15 protein-coding genes are annotated in these 18,533 nt (G+C 48.3%); 1 reads left to right on the top strand and 14 read right to left on the bottom strand.

Features of this window, described 5'->3' with window-relative positions; genetic code table 11:
* Nucleotides 1-1,032: hypothetical protein (locus ACR0QN_RS12195; RefSeq protein WP_432651489.1), on the top strand; the 1,032-nt coding region annotated here is incomplete at its 5' end.
* A gap of 108 nt (nucleotides 1,033-1,140) precedes the next feature.
* Here ACR0QN_RS12195 and ACR0QN_RS12190 read toward each other — a convergent pair.
* From ACR0QN_RS12190 to murD, 14 genes are all read right to left on the bottom strand, one after another.
* Nucleotides 1,141-2,415 carry a hemolysin family protein gene (locus tag ACR0QN_RS12190; protein ID WP_432651488.1) on the bottom strand — a complete coding sequence of 425 codons (1,275 nt, stop codon included), beginning with the start codon at nucleotides 2,413-2,415 and terminating at the stop codon, nucleotides 1,141-1,143.
* Nucleotides 2,416-3,054: 639 nt separating this feature from the next.
* A complete protein-coding gene (locus tag ACR0QN_RS12185) occupies nucleotides 3,055-4,230 on the bottom strand; it encodes an iron-containing alcohol dehydrogenase (protein WP_432651487.1) in 1,176 nt (391 codons plus the stop codon).
* Nucleotides 4,231-4,439: 209 nt separating this feature from the next.
* Nucleotides 4,440-5,852: a hypothetical protein gene (locus ACR0QN_RS12180; RefSeq protein WP_432651486.1), complete on the bottom strand. Its 1,413-nt coding sequence runs from the start codon at nucleotides 5,850-5,852 to the stop codon at nucleotides 4,440-4,442.
* Between the two features lie 269 nt (nucleotides 5,853-6,121).
* Complete coding sequence (locus ACR0QN_RS12175; protein WP_432651485.1) at nucleotides 6,122-9,046, bottom strand: VWA domain-containing protein; 2,925 nt, start codon at nucleotides 9,044-9,046, stop codon at nucleotides 6,122-6,124.
* Nucleotides 9,047-9,346: 300 nt separating this feature from the next.
* Nucleotides 9,347-9,934, bottom strand: a complete 588-nt coding sequence (locus tag ACR0QN_RS12170) for an ECF transporter S component (protein ID WP_432651484.1) — start codon at nucleotides 9,932-9,934, stop codon at nucleotides 9,347-9,349.
* A gap of 166 nt (nucleotides 9,935-10,100) precedes the next feature.
* Complete coding sequence (locus ACR0QN_RS12165; RefSeq protein WP_432651483.1) at nucleotides 10,101-10,535, bottom strand: GNAT family N-acetyltransferase; 435 nt, start codon at nucleotides 10,533-10,535, stop codon at nucleotides 10,101-10,103.
* Nucleotide 10,536: 1 nt separating this feature from the next.
* On the bottom strand, nucleotides 10,537-11,367 hold the full coding sequence (locus tag ACR0QN_RS12160; RefSeq protein WP_432651482.1) for a purine-nucleoside phosphorylase: 831 nt from the start codon (nucleotides 11,365-11,367) through the stop codon (nucleotides 10,537-10,539).
* Nucleotides 11,368-11,420: 53 nt separating this feature from the next.
* On the bottom strand, nucleotides 11,421-12,479 hold the full coding sequence (locus tag ACR0QN_RS12155; protein WP_432651481.1) for a GGDEF domain-containing protein: 1,059 nt from the start codon (nucleotides 12,477-12,479) through the stop codon (nucleotides 11,421-11,423).
* A 4-nt stretch (nucleotides 12,480-12,483) separates the two neighbouring features.
* Complete coding sequence (locus ACR0QN_RS12150; protein ID WP_432651480.1) at nucleotides 12,484-12,741, bottom strand: hypothetical protein; 258 nt, start codon at nucleotides 12,739-12,741, stop codon at nucleotides 12,484-12,486.
* A complete protein-coding gene (locus tag ACR0QN_RS12145; RefSeq protein WP_432651479.1) occupies nucleotides 12,723-14,021 on the bottom strand; it encodes an aminotransferase class I/II-fold pyridoxal phosphate-dependent enzyme in 1,299 nt (432 codons plus the stop codon). The genes ACR0QN_RS12150 and ACR0QN_RS12145 overlap by 19 nt, the downstream gene beginning before the upstream one ends.
* 91 nt (nucleotides 14,022-14,112) lie before the next feature.
* On the bottom strand, nucleotides 14,113-14,820 hold the full coding sequence (locus tag ACR0QN_RS12140; protein WP_432651478.1) for a GNAT family N-acetyltransferase: 708 nt from the start codon (nucleotides 14,818-14,820) through the stop codon (nucleotides 14,113-14,115).
* On the bottom strand, nucleotides 14,817-15,866 hold the full coding sequence (locus tag ACR0QN_RS12135; protein WP_432651477.1) for a M42 family metallopeptidase: 1,050 nt from the start codon (nucleotides 15,864-15,866) through the stop codon (nucleotides 14,817-14,819). Before ACR0QN_RS12135 ends, ACR0QN_RS12140 begins: the two co-directional genes overlap by 4 nt.
* Nucleotides 15,863-16,894 (bottom strand): M42 family metallopeptidase, encoded by a 1,032-nt coding sequence (locus tag ACR0QN_RS12130; RefSeq protein WP_432651476.1) that lies wholly within the window; start codon nucleotides 16,892-16,894, stop codon nucleotides 15,863-15,865. The genes ACR0QN_RS12135 and ACR0QN_RS12130 overlap by 4 nt, the downstream gene beginning before the upstream one ends.
* 20 nt (nucleotides 16,895-16,914) lie before the next feature.
* A complete protein-coding gene (murD, locus tag ACR0QN_RS12125; protein ID WP_432651475.1) occupies nucleotides 16,915-18,315 on the bottom strand; it encodes a UDP-N-acetylmuramoyl-L-alanine--D-glutamate ligase in 1,401 nt (466 codons plus the stop codon).
* Between the last annotated feature and the right edge of the window lie 218 nt (nucleotides 18,316-18,533).

Below are 18,533 nucleotides of genomic sequence, written 5' to 3'. Positions count from 1 at the left end.
GAAACTGGCGGAGAGACTGGCGGCGAGACTGGCGGTGAGACCGGCAGTGAGACCGGCGGCGAAACTGGCGGAGAGACTGGCGGCGAGACTGGCGGTGAGACCGGCAGTGAGACCGGCGGCGAAACCGGTAAAGACCAGCCTGACACACCCACAACACCTGATGTTCCTGTAACTCCCGATGTTCCCGTAACTCCCGATGTTCCCGTAACTCCCGATGTTCCCGTAACTCCCGATGTTCCCGTAACTCCTGATGTTCCTGTAACTCCCGATGTTCCTGTAACTCCCGATGTTCCCGTAACTCCCGATGTTCCCGTAACTCCTGATGTTCCCGTAACTCCCGATGTTCCCGTAACTCCTAATGTTCCCGTAACTCCCGATGTTCCCGTAACACCCGATGTTCCCGTAACACCCGATGTTCCTGTAACACCTAATGTTCCCGTAACTCCCGATGTTCCCGTAACTCCTGATGTTCCTGTAACACCTAATGTTCCCGTAACTCCCGATGTTCCCGTAACACCCGATGTTCCCGTAACACCCGATGTTCCCGTAACACCCGATGTTCCCGTAACACCCGATGTTCCTGTAACACCTAATGTTCCCGTAACACCCGATGTTCCCGTAACTCCTGATGTTCCTGTAACACCCGGTAATTCCGTAACTCCCGATGTTCCTGTAACACCCGATGTTCCCGTAACATCTGAAACTCCCGCAACATCTGAAACTCCCGCAACATCTGAAACTCCTGCATCTCCCGAAGCATCTGAATCTGCTATTGTTTCTTATATCGAGGTTTCTGAATCCGATGTTCCTTTGGGCGATTATATTGAGATCGATGAACCTGATGTTCCTCTTGGAGATTTTATTGATGTGGAGGATCCCGATGTTCCCCTCACAGATTCTGCGGTTTCTAACCCCAAGACCGGTGAGAACCGCACACCTCTCCATATGGCTGCTTTCGCAGCAGTTGCTTCCGCAGCTGTTCTGGCATTTGCCACAAGAAGAAAGTACGACGGCAGCAAGTACGAGAAGTAATATCAAAGCTTAATACAGCAAACGGCTTCGGAAGAAATTCCGAAGCCGTTTTTCATAAATATGCAAAAAAATCCGTACCGCATTTTTGTCTGCGATACGGATTTGTATTTACTCTTCTTCATCGTCGGGCTTTTCGTCATCAACGGTAACTTTCAGGCGGATTATCCTGTTGTCCTCAGCCTCAAGCACTTCTATAACAAATCTGCCGCTCCTTGTAACGTCTCCCGAAACGGGTATGCGTCCGAAAATCTCCATTGCCCAGCCGCCCATAGTGAAGCTTTCGGTCTCAATAGCATTTTCGGAAAGCTCAGCATATTCCTCAAAATCGCTTACATTAAGCTCTGCGGCGCACTCGTAAATATTATCCGCAAGCTTTATGCAGGAATGTTCCTCCTCGTCGGTCTCGTCATAAATATCGCCCAGCAGCTCCTCGATAAGATCCTCCATCGTGACCATACCATATGTACCGCCGTACTGGTCCTTGATTATCGCCATATGTATCTTTTCCTTCTGCATACGGGCAAGAACTTCCGAAACGGTGGCAAACTCGGTTATATAGATCAGCTCGTGGATTATGCTCTCAATGCCATCGGATCTCTCGCCGCTGACTGTCAGCTTGAAGAAGTCACGCTCGTGGATAAAGCCTATAATATTGTCAATATTCTTTTCATACACGGGCATACGGGAATACTGCTCGGTGAAAAACACCTCACGGATATGGTCAATGCTGTCGTGCCGCTCAACGGCGGTTATGCGAACTCTCGGGATAAGCACTTCGGATATGTTCTTGTCGTCAAACTCAAGAGCAGAACGTACAAGGTCGCTTTCCTGCTCCTCCAGAACGCCCTCTTCCTCGATCTCGTCGATTATGTATTTCAGCTCATCCTCGGTAACGGAAGGTGCGCCGCTGCCTTTTCCGAAAAGCTTTGAAGCAAGCTTCTGCAAAGCGCCGAAAACAACGGTCACAGGCGTAAGTATAACTATAAAGAACCTGAGTATACCGCATACGGCAAGCGCCATACTGTCGGCGTGCTGCTTGGCAAGGCTCTTGGGAAGTATCTCGCCGAATATGAGCACCAGCAGGGTCATTGCAACGGTGGAGATGGCTGCCGCCGTTCCCGTTCCGTATTTTTCAGCAAAAAGGGCTGTGCATATCAGCGTGGCAAGAGATGAGGAGAAAATATTAACTATATTATTGCCCACAAGTATTGTGGTTATAGTTTTGTCGTAATCCTCGGCGATCCTGAGTGCTCTCTCGGCTTTCCTGTTGCCCTCCGCAGCCTCGTGCTTGAGACGTATCTTATTTACAGAGGAAAACGCTGTTTCCGCTGACGAAAAAAAAGCCGAAAGTGCAAGCAGCACAATTATCACGACATATTCCATAAAAAAATTATCCAACCTTTCTGCGGGTGACGACCCGCTGCGAGTACGTGGGTGAGTTTTAGGGATTTTATTACTTGACGGCTCGGTAACGATAGTTGATGTTGACCGAAGCGGGGCTTGCCCCGCTTGAGATGGGACAGTATTTCAACGAGTATGTTTTCTGTGAAATTTTTGTATCATATATTGCCCGCCCTGCAGCACTTTTTTATTTAATATTTATTCTTTATAATTTATTCTTTATTATTATAAAATGGATAGCCGTAATTTAAAGAATAAAGAATAAATAAAAAATAATAAAGAATAATTAAAAAGGCGCCCCCGAGCCGTGAAGCTGCGGGGGGCAAGATCATGATATAGGATTATGGGGGATTTCCTGCCGCAGTCGGGGTAAAACTGCGGCAGGCAAAAATTAGGGGGTTCTTTTATAAGGCTGTGAGGGGTAAACACAGTCCTGATAAAAGCTTGAAATGAAATTCATACTCATTTCTGAGTACGTTTATATAATACCCTGCCAATGTGTAAATTATGTGAAAGCAAACTGAAAGTGAAATGAAACAGCAAATCTGCTTTTTTTCACAAATATGCTTTCAATTTTATCCCATAATTCTGCTATGATCTTTATTCCGCAAGGAGTGAACATTACTCCGCAATGGTGTAAATTTCCTTAACGTCATCTTCGGTGAGCCTTATGTATGAGCCAAGCTTTCCACGCTTTGCTTCGAGTGCTCTTTTTGCCATTTCATCAAAATTTTCCCTGCCGATACCGATATCCGACAGTCTTACGGGGAGAGATAAGGAGCGGTAGAAATACTCGAGAGAGGATATCATTTTCTGAGCAGTCTCCTCATCGGAAAGTCCCGTAATGCCGAATACCCGTCTGCCGAACTGTGCAGGCTTTGCAGGATCTTTTCCCGAAACGAATTTCAACCAGGCAGGGAATATGACTGACAGTCCTGCTCCGTGAGCGATATCATAAAATGCGGAAAGCTGGTGTTCAAGCTGATGTGAAGCCCAGTCGCCGCCTCTGCCGTTCTCTCCCCTGCCACGGTCGAGAATGTCGCAGTGAGCAATGCAACCCGTCCACATAAGCTCAGCCCTGACATCATAATTTTCGGGGTCTGCAAGAGCTTTGGGAGCAAACTCAATTACCGTCTGAGCCGCACCCTCGATAAGTCTGTCGGTCAGGTCGCAGCACCGGGTTCTCACAAAATATCTCTCCATCAGGTGAGCCAGCATATCCGAAGCTCCGCAGGCAGTCTGATAAGCGGGGAGGGTATATGTATTCTGAGGATCCATCACCGCAAAACGGGGAAGGAAGCACTCGGCGGTACAGCCCAGCTTTTCACCCGTTTCCTCGTTGCTTATCACCGAGGACATTGAGCTTTCCGAGCCTGCGGCAGGTATCGTAAGGACAACTCCCACGGGAAGTGCTATCTCGGGAGCCTTTGCGCTGCCATAAAAGTCCCAGGGGTCGCCTTCATAGGGCACTCCTGCGGCAATGGCCTTGGCTGTGTCGATAACGCTGCCGCCGCCTACCGCAAGGATAAGGGAAACGCCCTCGTTTCGAGCCATCAGAATACCTTCTCTGACCTTGCTTATCCTGGGGTTGGGCTTTACGCCCCACAGCTGGCAGTATTCCACACCGTTTTCCTTGAGAGAAGCTATAGTCTTGTCATAAACGCCGTTTTCCCTTACGGAGCCGCCGCCGAAAACCAGCATTGTTTTGCCGTAAAGAGCTGCTTCCCTGCCTATGCTGTCCATTGAGCTTTTTCCGAAGATGATCTTCGTGGTATTATGATATACAAAATCGTGCATAAATATGAACGTCCTTTCTTGAGATTTTTCCGTAAGGAGATCCCGGTAGCTGATCTATAAAAATTAAAAACCTGAAAGTCAGTATATATTATTATATATAATACCACGATACGGAAAAATTTTCAAGTATTTTATAAAAGATTTTACGCCGGATTTACGTAAAAAAACTCCGCAGAAAATCGCTTCTCTGCGGAGCCGGGAAATTGTTATTACTTGCCGAATATCTTTTCGGGGTCGTATCTCTTATAAGCGGCGTCATTCTTTGAAACGCTCTGAGCGGCAGTCCATTCGGTAACAATACCCTCAAACTCGTCGTACTTCATCTCGGAAAGGAGAGAGTCCCTTGCAGTAGTGAAATATTCCTCGTCCTCAAGGATATCAAGCTTCAGAACAAGATAATAATGCTCGCCGTCCGCAGTCTCCACTATCTCGATATCGCCCTTGTTCATACCGTCAAAAACCTTTTCAGCGACCTCTGCACAGGGAACAGTCTTATCTGCTTTTTCAATTACGGTCATATTGGAATTAACTGCACCGACAGTAACGTCCTGATTTTCGGCTGAAACAGCGGCAGTCTCGGCAGGAGCTGTTGTTTCTTCTGCAGATGTTTCTGTCTCTTCGGCTGTTTCTTCATCGGCGGGAGCAGTTGTCTCTTCTGCTGTTTCCTCATCGGCAGGAGCCTCGGTCTCTGCAGGAGTTTCCTCGTCGCTGTCGGTGAGTTCGTCACCCTCGCCTGCAAGAGGTGCCTCGGCAGGAGACTGAGAAACCTCGGCTGTTGTTTCCTCGGCAGCAGTCTCTGCATTTGCTGCTTCCTCAGCTGCCTTTGCAGCAGCTTCCTCGGCAGCCTTCTTGAGATTATCGTAATATGTCACATACTCGGCGTTGAGCTCGTCAAAATCCTCGCCGTTTTTATAGCGCTCAATGTAGCTGTTCAGCATTTCCATACGCTCAGCCTTGCCCTCGGACTTGAGGAGATTGCCCTCGCCGTCTCTCAGCTCAACGTCAATGTAATTGATAAGAGCGTAGTTTTCATCAAGATAAGTCTTTATCTCGTCATCGGAAACAGCCTTCTCGCCGCCCTCGGAATAAATGGTCTCGAACAGCTTCTGCTTCTTGGATGAATTGAGGAATATAGACTTGTAGGAGTTTTCGCTGATACCCATAGAGGTATAATATTCACCTGCATATTCCCATATCTGATCCAGATAAACCTGAGCAGTCTCCTTGTCCTCATCGGTGAGTGTAAGACCGTACTCGTCAAATTTTGCCTCAACAGCGGCATATTCCTGCATAGACTTTGTTGCCTCGTCATATATCCACTGCTTTGCGTCAACTCCGTCTATCTGAGAGGAGAAGAGAGGCAGGGAAACAGTCTCGGAGGTCTGAGCAGCAGCGCCCTCGGGGCTGAGGTCGGCAGTTGTCTCGGCAGCCTGCTGTTCTGAAAGCTTCTGCTGTGCATCATAATGAGCGGAGTCAAGGTAATAGATAAACACGCCTGCAGGTATCCGGACCCCGTCGATTACAGCTCCCCAGGTGGTTTTCTCGCCGCAGGCGGTAAGGGAGCTGAGCATTGCTGCCGCACAGCCCAGCGCTGCGATCTTCTTTATATTAAGCTTTGACATTTTGATTTGACCAATCCTTTCAGTATGCCCGCAGAGCCGGGCTGCCCGTGAAAACAGGCGATCCCGTATAGACGGGCAATTTCATAGATACATTATATTATACCATATCCCAAGCCTTATGTCTACATATTTTTTTAAATTTTGATAAAAGCGTCCCCACTTCCGTTGATTTTATCAATAAGCCGCTGTAAAAAGCAGTCCTCATTTATCATACTGCACAATAGAATTCCCCGTATTTCCCACAAGCTGAAGGAAATACGGGGAACGTTTTACTTTGTAACGATTATCTGCAATGACTCAGGCTCGCTTCCTCTCGAAGCGGTATACTGATAGGAGGGAAGATTTTTTCCGTCGTAAACGGGAGTTCTGAGAAGATTTATCCTTGTGCTTCTCTCGGGAGAATTGCAGTCGTATGCGTCTATAACAAACATATTGGGAGACTCTGCGTCACGGACGATACGCACGGCATTCATAGCTGTTCCGCCGTAAACAATGACCGCAGGGCTGCCTGTGGTAAGTTCGTTTACCAGCTCGTCAAGAGCCTTGTCGCCCTGATATCCGAAATCATATATCTCGCATTTTCCCGACTGAGGATATGCGTCGAACCATCTGAGCATATTCATTACCGCCAAGTCGTCGCCCTGGCACATAGAGCTGTCGATAAGCACGGTTTCATATGAACTGAAGCCCTTGAGCCTGTTAAATGTAATGGTGCGCAGAAAATCTGTCAGAGAGTCCGACTCGGGAGCAGTAAAGCTGTAATCGGAGGTAATGACCTTCATCATATGGCTGTCGATAAAATTTCTTGTATCGTCGCTGTAGCCGAGCACTCCGCTGTTTATCCTGCGGAAATCCCATTTGTCGGGGAGAGCAAGATACTCGGTATAGGCATCGAGGATATCCATCTGAACGTTTGAAAGGTCGGTCTTGTTGTCGGTGAAGCTCTGAACGCCGCTGATGTCATAGCCGTCAACAGACTTGCCGTCAAGGGTGGTGAAGCCCTTTTCGGTAAGATCAAGCTCGCCTGTGTAGTAGGCTCTGATAAGCCCTGCAATACCTGCGTCGGTGCCGCTTGGAGCGAAATCGGAGCGGAAATTGCTGTAGCCGATACCGTCTTTCAGAACGTTAAAGCCCGAATCTGCGATGATATAGCCCTTTCTGCCGCTGTCCTCCTCAATGGTCACCTGATTGTAGGACATAAAGCTCTGGATCTTGTCATAGATATTTTCCAAAGCGTCGGCATTTGAAGCCTGGAAGAACTGACCGTTGGTATCCTCAGCGATATTGAAAAGATACTCGGTGTCTATCTGCTTGCCGAGACCGATGGTGAATACGGTAATACCGCTGCTTCTTGCCAGCTCCACCGCTTCCTTTTCTGCGGCTGAATCGTAATTTGAAGGCATACCGTCGGTAAGCAGGATTATGTAATTCTTGTCGCTGGGGCGAACGCTTCCGAACTCGGCAACTGCGCTCTTTATTGCGCCTGCGATCTCGGTGCCCGAGAACACCTGATTTTTGTTTCTGATATCGGAGATCTTCTGCTTAACGCCCTCTGAGTCATTTGAAATGGGGGTTATCTGAGCATAGCCGCCTGAAAATTCCCCTGCGCCGTAGTTTGCCTCATTGCCAAGCATATCAATGAGATTTACCGCAAAGTCAAGGCGCTTGAACTCCACATCATTCTCCTCGGAATTTGCGCAAAGCTCCTGAGGATACATAGAGCCTGAGTTGTCGATAAGGAAGAAAATATTGGTAGATCCTTTCTGCATAAGCACGGAAGCGTCACAGACAGCGTAAACGCCGTTTTCAGTGATCTCTGCGCTGACGGTGTTGGCATTGGCGTCAAGAGTGCTTGCAAGCTTTTCAAAAAGGAGCTTGTCTGCGTCAAAGCGGTAGACCGAAAGTGCGCCCTCGGTAACTCCGCCCTCGGTTATATCCTTTTCATCATAGGAAAATGTAATTTTGCAGCTGTCAAAATTCTTGTCGGCATAGAACTCGTAAGCATAGCCCACAAGTCCGGGAGTGCCCTGGATACTGTTGTTTGCAAGCTTTGAAAGAGATGTATATGCGGTATTGGGGATACCTTTTATCTGTGCCGCCACATTATTTGCCGAAATAGAAATATCCTTAATTACCTCGCCGTCGGGCGTGGAACCGTCGGTGCAGGGGTTATTGGGGTCAAGCTCCGCTCTCAGCTCTCTGCCGTCAAGAACGCCGTCTCCGTCGCAGTCGGCATTCAGGGGGTCGGTATTGGAAACCGTAAGCTCGTAATTATCGGAAAGTCCGTCCTGATCGGAATCATCAAGGAATCGGTAAAGTCCCAGAGCATCCTTCTGCTCGGCGGTAAGAGGGCTTATTTTGGGAACGGAGTAGCTTTCATCTTCGTTTGAAACGATCTGGCTGCGGCTGTTCAGCTTGGTCTCAAGCTCAGTATAAAACTCGTCATTTTTTGCGCCCACATAGATGAACGCTCCCGCATAGGCGAGTATCAGGAGTATCACGATGACCAGGACCGCCTTGCCTGCTTTCATAGAAAGGATAGCACGGTTAAAGCGCTTGTTTGCGTTTTTCTTTCTGGCAGCGGCTTCTGCGTTATTTGCGGCAGCCTTGGCTTCGGAAGCTGCGATCGCCTCCTGTGCGGCTTTAAGCTCGGCACGCTTTCTTGCCATTTCCTGAACGTTGTCCTGGCGCTGCTTTGCCTGTTCCGCACGGCTGAGACGTTCAGCCTCCTTCTGCATTTCCATATCACGCTGGTGCTTGTTGTAGGCTTCTTCCTGGAGCTTCTTTTTTCTTGCAGCGGCAAGATCACGGTCAAGTGCGTCCTCGGCTCTTGCTCTGCGGGCAGCCTCCGCTTCGGATATTATCGGACCTGATGAAAGAGTCTCCTCGGCGGTCATAACACGCTTCTCCTCTGCTTTCGGAGCAGGCTTCTCCTCTGCTTTCGGAGCAGGCTTCTCCTCTGCCTTGGGAGCAGACTTTTCCTCTGCTTTTGGGGAAGGCTTTTCCTCTGCCTCGGGAGCAGGCTCATCCCCGACCATATCATCATCATCGGAAAAAGCCATCATTTCGCTGAAGCTCTGAACAGGGATATTCTCCTCCTCTTCCGCCTTTTCCTCGGCAGGCTTTGCAGCCGAAGTCTGAGGCGCCGCAGAAGGAGCAGGATTTTTCTTTTTCTTCTTTTTATTATTGCTCAAATTTTTCACATCCATTTATGTAATCGGTTTATTACTGCCGTTTGTAAATCGGGCGTATAATATAATTATATTACATCAAGTGGGATACAGTCAACAGATTTTACCATTTTTCTTTATGAATATTTCTGCAAATTTATTAACTATTTGTCAATTTTCGCAAAAGCAAAAACAGTAAAAAAATCAGCATAAAGCCGCAGGTATCAGCCTGCGGCTTTATAGCTTATATGTATTGTATCACGCATAGATTATTTTGATAAATGACGGTGGAGCACAAAATGCTTCTCCCCTTTAAAATGCGGTTTATGCAGCCACCGCAGGCTTTTTGGGCTTTTTAACGATGTTAAGTATCTTTACGATAACAGAGCTGAGGAGAATGTTGCTTACCATTTCAACAAGGAAATTAAGTCCTACCATTCCGAAAATGAGATAAGCTCCCACAGAAGCAAAGCCTGCGCCCTGCGCCCATTCTGTGATAGTGTCTAAGAAGAATACAACGCAGCCTAAAAGGAACACTCCCGTGTTGATAACGGGGCATACTACAGCGGCAGCGATGACCGCAGCGGTACGGTTTTTGTTCTCAAGGAGCTTGTACACCAGTCCTGCGCCGAGACCTGCAAGGATACCCTTCAGCAGAACTGTGATAACTGTTCCGGCAGCGTTTATTGCCATAAATGCGGCAGCGTCGGTGCAAAGGACTACAGCGCCGAACACAAATCCCAGCCACGCACCCGACTTATATCCGTACAGCGCCGCTCCGACTACTATTGGAATAAGTACAAATGTCACGCTGAAAGGTCCGAACTTGATGCCGATCGCCAGCGCCTGCAGAACCACCACAATGGCGGTGAGGATGCCGGTTCCCACAATTGCTCTTGTTTTTTCACGCATAATTTAAGATCCTCCTTGTTATTATTCCCTTTCGGGATACAATACAACTTCGGATACAATACAATAGTATTATAGCACGTGGGAAATCATATTTCAAGAGTTTTTGGATAAATATCGCTTTTGCACAAAACGGCGCTTTGCAGCAAGGAAATACTTTACATCTGCGTCATAGCCATCTGATAAAAGCGGTCTTGTCATTGCGGTTGAAGCCTGCACGCTCGTAAAATCTGAGGGTGCTTTCCTCCTTTGAGCCTGTCAGGAGCATTATTTTGTAGCAGCCTTCTTTTTCTGCAATGCTCTTTGCAAAGTCAAGGCAGGCAGTGGCAAGCCCTTTTTTGCGGTATCCGGGACGGGTGACCACATTTTCAACAAATGCATACGGCTGCTGACCGTGGGTGAGATTGGGGATAATTACGCAGACGCAGGAGGAGGCTATTATCCCGTCCTCCTCGGCGACTATGATGTGATGATCTTTGTCGCTCATTATCCTGTCCCACAAGTCCGCAAGGCTTTTATCCTTTTCGGGTATGGGATTGTCGTGGAGAAAGGTGTAAAGCTCTAAAAGCCCGTCAAGGTCGGAATATTCTGCTTCTCTTATCATATCAAAGTTCCTTTGCGATATTCTGAACAGAAGCGGTTATGAGCTTTTTAAACAGGGGCGCCACCCTGTCTGCAGTTTCCTGAACCTCGGCGTGGGAAAGAGGACGGTTTGATACTCCGCAGGCAAGGTTTGATATGCAGGAAATGCCGACAGTCTTCATTCCCATATGATTTGCGGCAATTGCTTCGCAGGCGGTAGACATTCCCACAGCGTCTGCGCCGAGAGTACGAACCATTCTCACCTCGGAGGGGGACTCGTAATTGGGTCCTGTGAGCTGAATGTAGACGCCTTCTCTGAGAGGTACATCAAGCTCTCTTGCGGTTTTTTTCACGATATCACGAAGCTTCTTGCTGTATATCTCGCTCATATCGGGGAAACGGGGGCCAAGCTCGTCGAGATTTTCTCCTATAAGGGGTGAGGGAGCCATACATATCTGATCGTTTATGAGCATAAAATCGCCGCACTCAAACTGCCAGTTAACGCCGCCTGCCGCATTGGTGACAAAGAGCACCTCCGCTCCCATCAGCTTCATAAGCCTTACGGGGAGCACCACGTCCTCCATAGGATAGCCCTCATAGTAGTGAACTCTGCCCTGCATTACCACAACGGGCACATCGCCCACATAGCCGAACACGAACCGTCCCTTATGCCCGGGGGCGGTGGATACGGGAAAGCCCTCGATATTCTTATAATCGAGGGTGGCTCTGATGTCGATGCCGTCGGCATAGTCTCCAAGTCCCGAGCCTAGAATAAGGGCTATTTTCGGGGTGAAGTCGACTTTTGCCTTGAAGCATTCATAGCATTTCATAAGTCTTTCGTAGCGTTCTGACATAGGGGTACTTCCTTTCATTGATATATTTTCGATGCAAATATCCGAATCAAACATCACACCTTATATGCCGATGTGCCGTAAATCACCGAGCGAGCCTTGCCATTTTGCTTTGCTTCATAAAGGGCGCTGTCGGCACGCTCGAATATCCTGCGTTCATCGTCCCGTTCTTCGTTGTAATACACGCCCGAGCAGGTCTGGAGAACATATTCGGTATTTCTTTCCCTGAGCCTGCGGTTCACAAGAGCCATTTTTTCGGCTGTGGATTCGGCATTTTCAAAGGAAATAACAGCAAATTCGTCACCGCCGTATCTGAAAACGTGCTCACCGAATATCTCGGTAAGGATATGGGCAATGCTTATGAGAGAGGTATCGCCCTCCTGATGTCCGTATGTATCGTTTATGGATTTGAAATTATCCACATCAAGGAGAACAAAGGAAAAACTGCTGCCCTCCTCCATAAGCTTTTCCATATAGCTGTCAAGGGAACGGCGGTTTGATATCCCCGTCAGCCCGTCAAGGCAGGCAAGCTCTTCAAGCTGCTGTTCAAGAAGATACTGCTGCTTGACGGAATGATAATTTCTTGCCTCAACTGCAATGACCACCAGCAGAAATATAATATGATTGAGAAAGAAAGGGATATGAAGCTGAAATGTTCCCCCTGCTCCCATTATTTTTACTATGGTTATCATACCTGCAGATGAACATAATGCGAAAACGGAATACATCAGCGGAGGGACCGAGCTTATACTGCCTATAGCCGCAAGTATAGTCATATAGGTCACGGGATAGCCGCCGCCGTTTATGTCCAGGGCGGATATAACGGCAGACCAGAAAATGAGCACCGAATTATATACGCACACATTTGATATGGACAAATTCTCAAGCTTCGGTCTTTTAAGACAGATACGGTTAATTATCAATGCCGCAACAGAACAGCAGAACAGAAAAACATAACAAGTAAAATACAGCTGCCGCTTAAAATTGCTGAAATCGAAATTCATTACCCCGTATATCATCATCAGACCTTCCAGGGCGGCTATAAGTATCAGAAATGCCTCGTATTCCCGCCAATGCTTTTTCAGATTTAATTTTATTATCTCTCTGTTGTTCATTTTTTTATCCTTTCGGGGGGGATGACCGCACGATATCTATATACTTTTCCATTTCTTCTTTGCTGAAACCATAAACATCATCTACCTCATAATCGGGAAGATAGCATATCATATGATGAAAGCAATCCTTTTCGTCGGGCTTTTCAATATACACCTTTACCTTGCCTGACGGAAGAAACTCGGAGTGTGTTATTTCTGTTTCATCATCGAGAGTAAAAACGGGTACATCATAGTGACACCCGCTTAGAACAGCTTCAGACAACGTTTCTCAAACATCTCCTGCAAAGCACAGAGTACGCCCATTCTGCCCGTGGCGTATGTAAGTCCGCCCTGAACATATGCAGCGTAGGGTTCTCTGAGGGGTGCGTCGGCGGAAAGCTCTATAGATGCGCCGTTGTTGAATGCGCCTGCCGCCATAATTACCTGGCTGTCATAGCCCGGCATATCCCAAGGCTCGGGCGATACGAAGCTGTCAACGGGTGAGCCTTTCTGTATGCCCTTGCAGAATGCAATAAGGTTCTGGGAATTTTTCATAAGGATAGCTGTGATGATATCTCCTCTCGGCTCACCGGGTGCGGGATAGCACTGATAACCAAGCTGTGTCATAACCGCACTTGTGAATGTGGCAGTTTTGAGGGCGTTTGCCACCACCTCGGGCGCATAGAAAAGTCCCTGATACATTCTCTTGTTCTGGTCAAGAGAGCAGCCTGCCTCTCTGCCAACTCCGGGACAGGTAAGACGATAGGACACCTGCTCCACAAGCTTCTTTGTGCCTGCAATATATCCGCCCGTTTCGGCAATTCCGCCGCCGGGGTTCTTGATAAGGGAACCGACTATCAGGTCTGCTCCTGCGGAAACAGGCTCGGACTTCTCCACAAATTCGCCGTAGCAGTTATCCACCATTACGATGATGTCGGGGTTTGCGCCCTTTGCCGCCTTGACTATCTCCGCAATGCCGTTTACCGTAAGGGACGGGCGGAGGGAATAGCCCCTTGAACGCTGGATATAGGCAAGCTTTGCGCCCTTTACCTTCTGGAATATCTCCGCAACATTTGGCTTGCCGTCGGGGGTAAGGTCTACCTGCTCGTATTCAACGCCGTAGTCTGCAAGTGAGCCGTTTCCGCTTCCTCTGAGACCGATGACCTCTTCAAGGGTGTCATAGGGTCTGCCTGTGAGGGAGACCATTTTGTCGCCTTTGCGTAACACTCCGAAAAGGGCAATGGTGAGGGCGTGGGTTCCCGAAACGATATTGTGGCGCACAAGGGCATCTTCCGCTCCCATTGACTGGGCAAATACCTTGTCAAGGGTGTCTCTGCCAAGATCGTCATAGCCGTAGCCTGCGCTGCCCTTCATACAGACATCGCTCACCTTGTTGTCAATAAAGGCTTTGAGTACCTTTTCGCCGTTAAATCTGGCGGTGCGGTCTATCTCCTTGAATGCGCTCTCGCAGGCTTCTTCTGCCTTTGCAGCCGCCTTCAGTATTCTTTCCTCGATTTCAAAGCCCTTCTGTACCTCGGGCTTGGGGTCAAAAATTTCTGCCATTTAATAAGTTCATTCCTTTCTTGAGAGTTTTGCGGTTTCCGCAAAACTCGGTTTGAAAATCTTTGATTTTCAAACATATCTTCTTCATACTTCATATTCGTTTTAAGTAAATATAGTCTTCATCTGTCTCCGAAAAGCCTATGGAGCTGTAGAAGCCCATAACGTCATCATATGCCCACAGACGGGGAACTGTTCCCGTTTTGTAAAGCTCTCCCGATATGGTTTCCAGTATTTTCCTGCCATAGCCATTTCCTCTTTGGTCGGGCATAACTGCCACCTGTGAGATATACGCCGCTCCCTCATATATAAAATCAACGCAGGCGCAGGCGGCGTTTTTGTACATATACGCCTTCGATACCCCGTGACGTATGCGGTGGGACATATCCGCATACCACATATCAAGCTCCGTTTCCCCGAATGAGGCTTTAACTATTTCGTACATTTTCATAAGGGTCGCCGCTTCGGGGGAATTTTCGGTTTGCGGGGCAGCTTTGCGCTCAAACAGAGTTCTGTGATTCTTTTCATAGCCCAAAAGTGTGAGCTTTTCAGCTATATGCGGGGGACATTCCACAGTCTCGGGGGAATTCAGCATAACAAAGCTTTGAAGTTCGGATATATCGTCACATTCTCCGCTTATGACCGCAGAGCAGTTGTAGATAAGTGCGCTGCCTTTATCAAAGCGGTAGAGCCTGCAGAAATCGTAGCCCGTTCCGTAAGCCCTGCAGGCAGCTTCTATCCTGCCGCTGTAATAGCTTTTGTCAAGAACAAGTCCTGCAGGGTCTGTAATAAGCTTTATCATACCCTGCCCGAAAGTATTTCCATAGCCATTGCAAGGCTCAGGGCATAGGAGTCGAAATAGTCCTCCTCGTTTATGACACAGCAGGGGGTGTGCAGATAGCGGCAGGGAACAGATACAGCGCAGGTGCGAACTCCACTCCTGCTTATGTGTATGGCTCCGCTGTCGTTTCCGCCTGCAATGACCGTTTTGGTCTGCCGCTTAATGCCCATATCCTCCGCAAGCTTAACGGAAAGCTTATACAGTTCCCTGTCATAGAGGGTGCTTCTGTCCATATATGAGACTACGGGGCCTTCGCCCAAGATACAGCACCGCTTGTCGCCCTCTGAAAGAGGTATATCGGCGGCGGTGGTTGCTTCAAGTACAAGGGCAAAGTCGGGAGCCACGTCAAATGCCGCCGTTCTTGCGCCACGAAGTCCGATTTCCTCTTGAGTGACGAATGTAAAGGTGCAGTCATAAGGGAGAGCATTTTCAAGTATCATTGCAAGCATTATTGCACAGCCTGCCCTGTCGTCTATTGCCTTTGAGCAGATAATGCCGTTCCTTGCCGCATAGCCGCAGGTAAAATATGCATAGTCACCGAGTGAGACCTGCTTTTGGGCATCTGCCTTGTCAAGCGCTCCGATGTCGATGTAAAGCCCGTCGAATTTAGGGGCAGTTTTGCGCTGCTCCTCGGTCATATTGTGGACGGCTCTCGAGCCAACAGCGCCTATAATGCCGCTTTCAAGCCTTACCTGTCTGCCGATAACTGCGTCTGCTTCAACGCCGCCTACGCAGTTGATGTTCAGAGTTCCGTCGGCGTTTATTCCCGTTACGATAAGTCCCACCTCGTCCATATGGGCGGATATCATAAGCTTTTTTGCGGCAGGCTTTTTGCCCTTGTATTCGGCAATTACACAGCCGAGGGGTGTTATGCGGCATTCGCATTTATCCCCGATAGTGTCAAGGATAAATTTTCTTACTTTATCTTCCTGACCCGAGGCTCCGTCGATTTTGCACAGCTTTTCAAGCAGGTCACGAAGAAGTTCCTTGTTTACATTTATGCTCATTTCACATCACCTGCTTTCAGAAATGCGGCAATAAGCTCCGCTGTCAGCTCGCAGTCAGCTGTGTCAATCACCTCGGCAGGAGTGTGCATATACCTGAGAGGTATGGAAAGAGTTACCGCCTTTGAGCCCCGCTTGTTTACGGAAAATCTGTCCGCATTGGTGCCCGTGGTGCCGTTCATCACTTCAAGCTGATAGGGAATGTCATTTGCTTTGGCGTGGTTTATGAACCAGTTGGAAAGTGCTCTGTCAAGAGAGGGGGCAATGCCTATCATACAGCCCTTTGCAAGCTCGCCGCATTTTTTCGGGTCCTCGCCGCCGCAGAGAGCAAAGCTTACATCGACTGCAATGGAGATATCGGGGTCAATGTCAAATGCACCGATGCAGGCTCCCCTTTCGCCCAGTTCTTCCTGCGCAGAGAACATAACCATAAATGTGTATGGAAGGTCATCATATTCGCCGCAAAGGCTGTCTACAGCCTTGATTATTGCCGCAATACCGCAGCGGTCATCAAGTCCCGAGCCGCATATTCTTCCGTTTAAAAGCTCGGTGCAGGGGGAGTCAAAGGAGATAAAGTCTCCGAGAGAGATCTTTTCTCTGACCGTTTCTCTGTCCGAAATGGGGTCGATGTATATCTGGTCTTTTTCCATAACGGAACTGTCCTTTTTTAGGTGGGGGGGCAGGGTGCAGATAACGCCCTCGATATTTTCTTTGCCGTGTATCATTACCCTCTGAGCGGGAAAAATTCTCCTGTCAAGACCGCCTATGCAGTCTGCCTTCACAAAGCCCTCTTCCGTAATGCTTGTGACTATCATTCCCACCCTGTCAAGGTGAGCGTCAAGCAGGACGTGGGGCTTTTTATCGCTTCTCTCACCGAAATGGGCAATGACATTGCCGTTTTTTATTTCCGCTTTATCCGTATAGCGGAGCAGCTCGCTTTTGCAGAGCAGGGCTGTTCCCGTTTCGTTTCCCGAAACGCCCTCCGAGTCTGCAATGCGGATAATAAGCTCCGCAAGTTCTTTTTTGTTCATTTGATTTTCCTCGTCTTTCATCAAAGAGCGTTTACAAGGCTCTTGAAGTGATTTCCTCTGTCCTCGAACATTCTGTACATATCAAAGCTTGCGCAGGCGGGGGAAAGGGAAACTATATCGCCCGATCTTGCGTGGTCGTGGGCAGTCTTTACAGCTTCCGCCATATCGCTTACGATGATGATCTCAAGTCCGCTGTCCTTAAATTTGGGGGAGGCTGTGACTGCCGCCTTTATCTTCTCCTTTGTCTGACCCATAAGGATAAGGAGCTTTACCTTTTCGCACACAAGGTCTGCCATTGGCTCGAAGGATATGCCCTTGTCGGAGCCGCCCATTATCATTATCTGCTTCTGTGCGAAGGTATTGAGGCAGGCGATAACTCTTGTGGGGCTGGAGGCAATGGAGTTGTTGTAGTATTTTACTCCGTCAAGCTCTCTAACAAACTCGATACGATGCTCAACACCGCCAAATTTCCTCGCCACTTTCTGCACCGTTTCCACCGATACCTTTCCCCAGGTAACGGCAATGGCAGTAAGGTAGTTTTCCACGTTGTGAAGCCCGGGTATCTTTATGTCGTTCATATGCACCACGGGAGTGACGGTGCCGTAATCGTTGTAGCATAACATTCCGTCATCTCTTAGGAATGAGCCGTTTTCAACCTTTTCACGTCTGCTGAAAAAGGCAAGCTGTCCTCTTACAAGGGGAGCAAGGTCACGTGCTGTCTCGTTGTCAAGGCTCAGCACCGCTTTGCCGAAGGCGTTCTGATGAAGCAGAAGATTTGCCTTGGAGTCGATATATTCCTGCATATCCTTGTGGACATTAAGGTGATTGGGGGTGATGTTCGTTATGGCTGCCACATCGGGGGAACGTCTCATTGAAATGAGCTGGAAGCTGGAAAGCTCCACTACGGCTGCGTCGTCCTCACTCACTTCCTCGATTATGGGGAGAAGCGCTCTGCCGATGTTTCCGCCCTTATGTACGGTCTTTCCCTCGGCGGCAAGAAGCTCCGCAATAATGGTGGTGGTGGTGGTCTTGCCGTCCGAACCTGTTACGGCGTAAATGGGGCAGGGGCAGAGGTCGAAAAAGACTTCCATTTCGGAAGTTACGGCGGTGCCGTGATGTCTTGCGGCGGTAAGGGTCTCGTTATTGTAGTACATTCCGGGGGTGCGGAACACTACGTCATATCTGCCCTCTGCCATTTCATCAAGGTAGCTTTCTCCCAGGGAGAATTTTGCGCCTGCGGTCACAAGCTCCTCGTATTCTTTCATCTGCTCCGAGGTTTTTTTATCGCAGACGGTAACGTCAAGTCCCTTTTTGCAAAAAAGCTTTATAAGATCGGTATGGCTCACGCCTACGCCGATAAAGGCTATTTTTTTATTCTTCATATCCGTAAAGAATTTTTCTGCTTTAGTCAATGAAATCATATCCTCTCAAATCGAATTAAATAGTTACTCATTTTATATTATACTACATCTTACCGAATTTATCAACATATTTTTTATTTAAGTTTCCCCAAAATTCAGCCGAGAAACCTCATAACAGGAAAACAAAGATAATTGCCCATCGTTTTGCGGCAAGGCAAAGAACCTCCCGATTCCTGATTTAACAGTCTTTAATATCTCAAAAATACCGTATGCAACAG

It is taken from the genome of Huintestinicola sp. (genome assembly GCF_050874005.1).
Lineage (GTDB): Bacteria > Bacillota > Clostridia > Oscillospirales > Ruminococcaceae > Huintestinicola.
This window is presented reverse-complemented; position numbering and strand designations above follow the sequence as displayed.

Excerpts from the sequence above, each read along its gene's own strand:
- ACR0QN_RS12160 (WP_432651482.1), bottom strand. The coding sequence starts at position 11,367 with ATGTCAGAACGCTACGAAAGACTTATGAAATGCTATGAATGCTTCAAG.
- ACR0QN_RS12140 (WP_432651478.1), bottom strand. The coding sequence starts at position 14,820 with ATGATAAAGCTTATTACAGACCCTGCAGGACTTGTTCTTGACAAAAGC.
- ACR0QN_RS12145 (WP_432651479.1), bottom strand. The coding sequence starts at position 14,021 with ATGGCAGAAATTTTTGACCCCAAGCCCGAGGTACAGAAGGGCTTTGAA.
- ACR0QN_RS12180 (WP_432651486.1), bottom strand. The coding sequence starts at position 5,852 with ATGTCAAAGCTTAATATAAAGAAGATCGCAGCGCTGGGCTGTGCGGCA.
- ACR0QN_RS12185 (WP_432651487.1), bottom strand. The coding sequence starts at position 4,230 with ATGCACGATTTTGTATATCATAATACCACGAAGATCATCTTCGGAAAA.
- ACR0QN_RS12135 (WP_432651477.1), bottom strand. The coding sequence starts at position 15,866 with ATGAGCATAAATGTAAACAAGGAACTTCTTCGTGACCTGCTTGAAAAG.
- ACR0QN_RS12130 (WP_432651476.1), bottom strand. The coding sequence starts at position 16,894 with ATGAACAAAAAAGAACTTGCGGAGCTTATTATCCGCATTGCAGACTCG.
- ACR0QN_RS12190 (WP_432651488.1), bottom strand. The coding sequence starts at position 2,415 with ATGGAATATGTCGTGATAATTGTGCTGCTTGCACTTTCGGCTTTTTTT.
- ACR0QN_RS12165 (WP_432651483.1), bottom strand. The coding sequence starts at position 10,535 with ATGATAAGAGAAGCAGAATATTCCGACCTTGACGGGCTTTTAGAGCTT.
- ACR0QN_RS12170 (WP_432651484.1), bottom strand. The coding sequence starts at position 9,934 with ATGCGTGAAAAAACAAGAGCAATTGTGGGAACCGGCATCCTCACCGCC.
- murD (WP_432651475.1), bottom strand. The coding sequence starts at position 18,315 with ATGATTTCATTGACTAAAGCAGAAAAATTCTTTACGGATATGAAGAAT.
- ACR0QN_RS12155 (WP_432651481.1), bottom strand. The coding sequence starts at position 12,479 with ATGAACAACAGAGAGATAATAAAATTAAATCTGAAAAAGCATTGGCGG.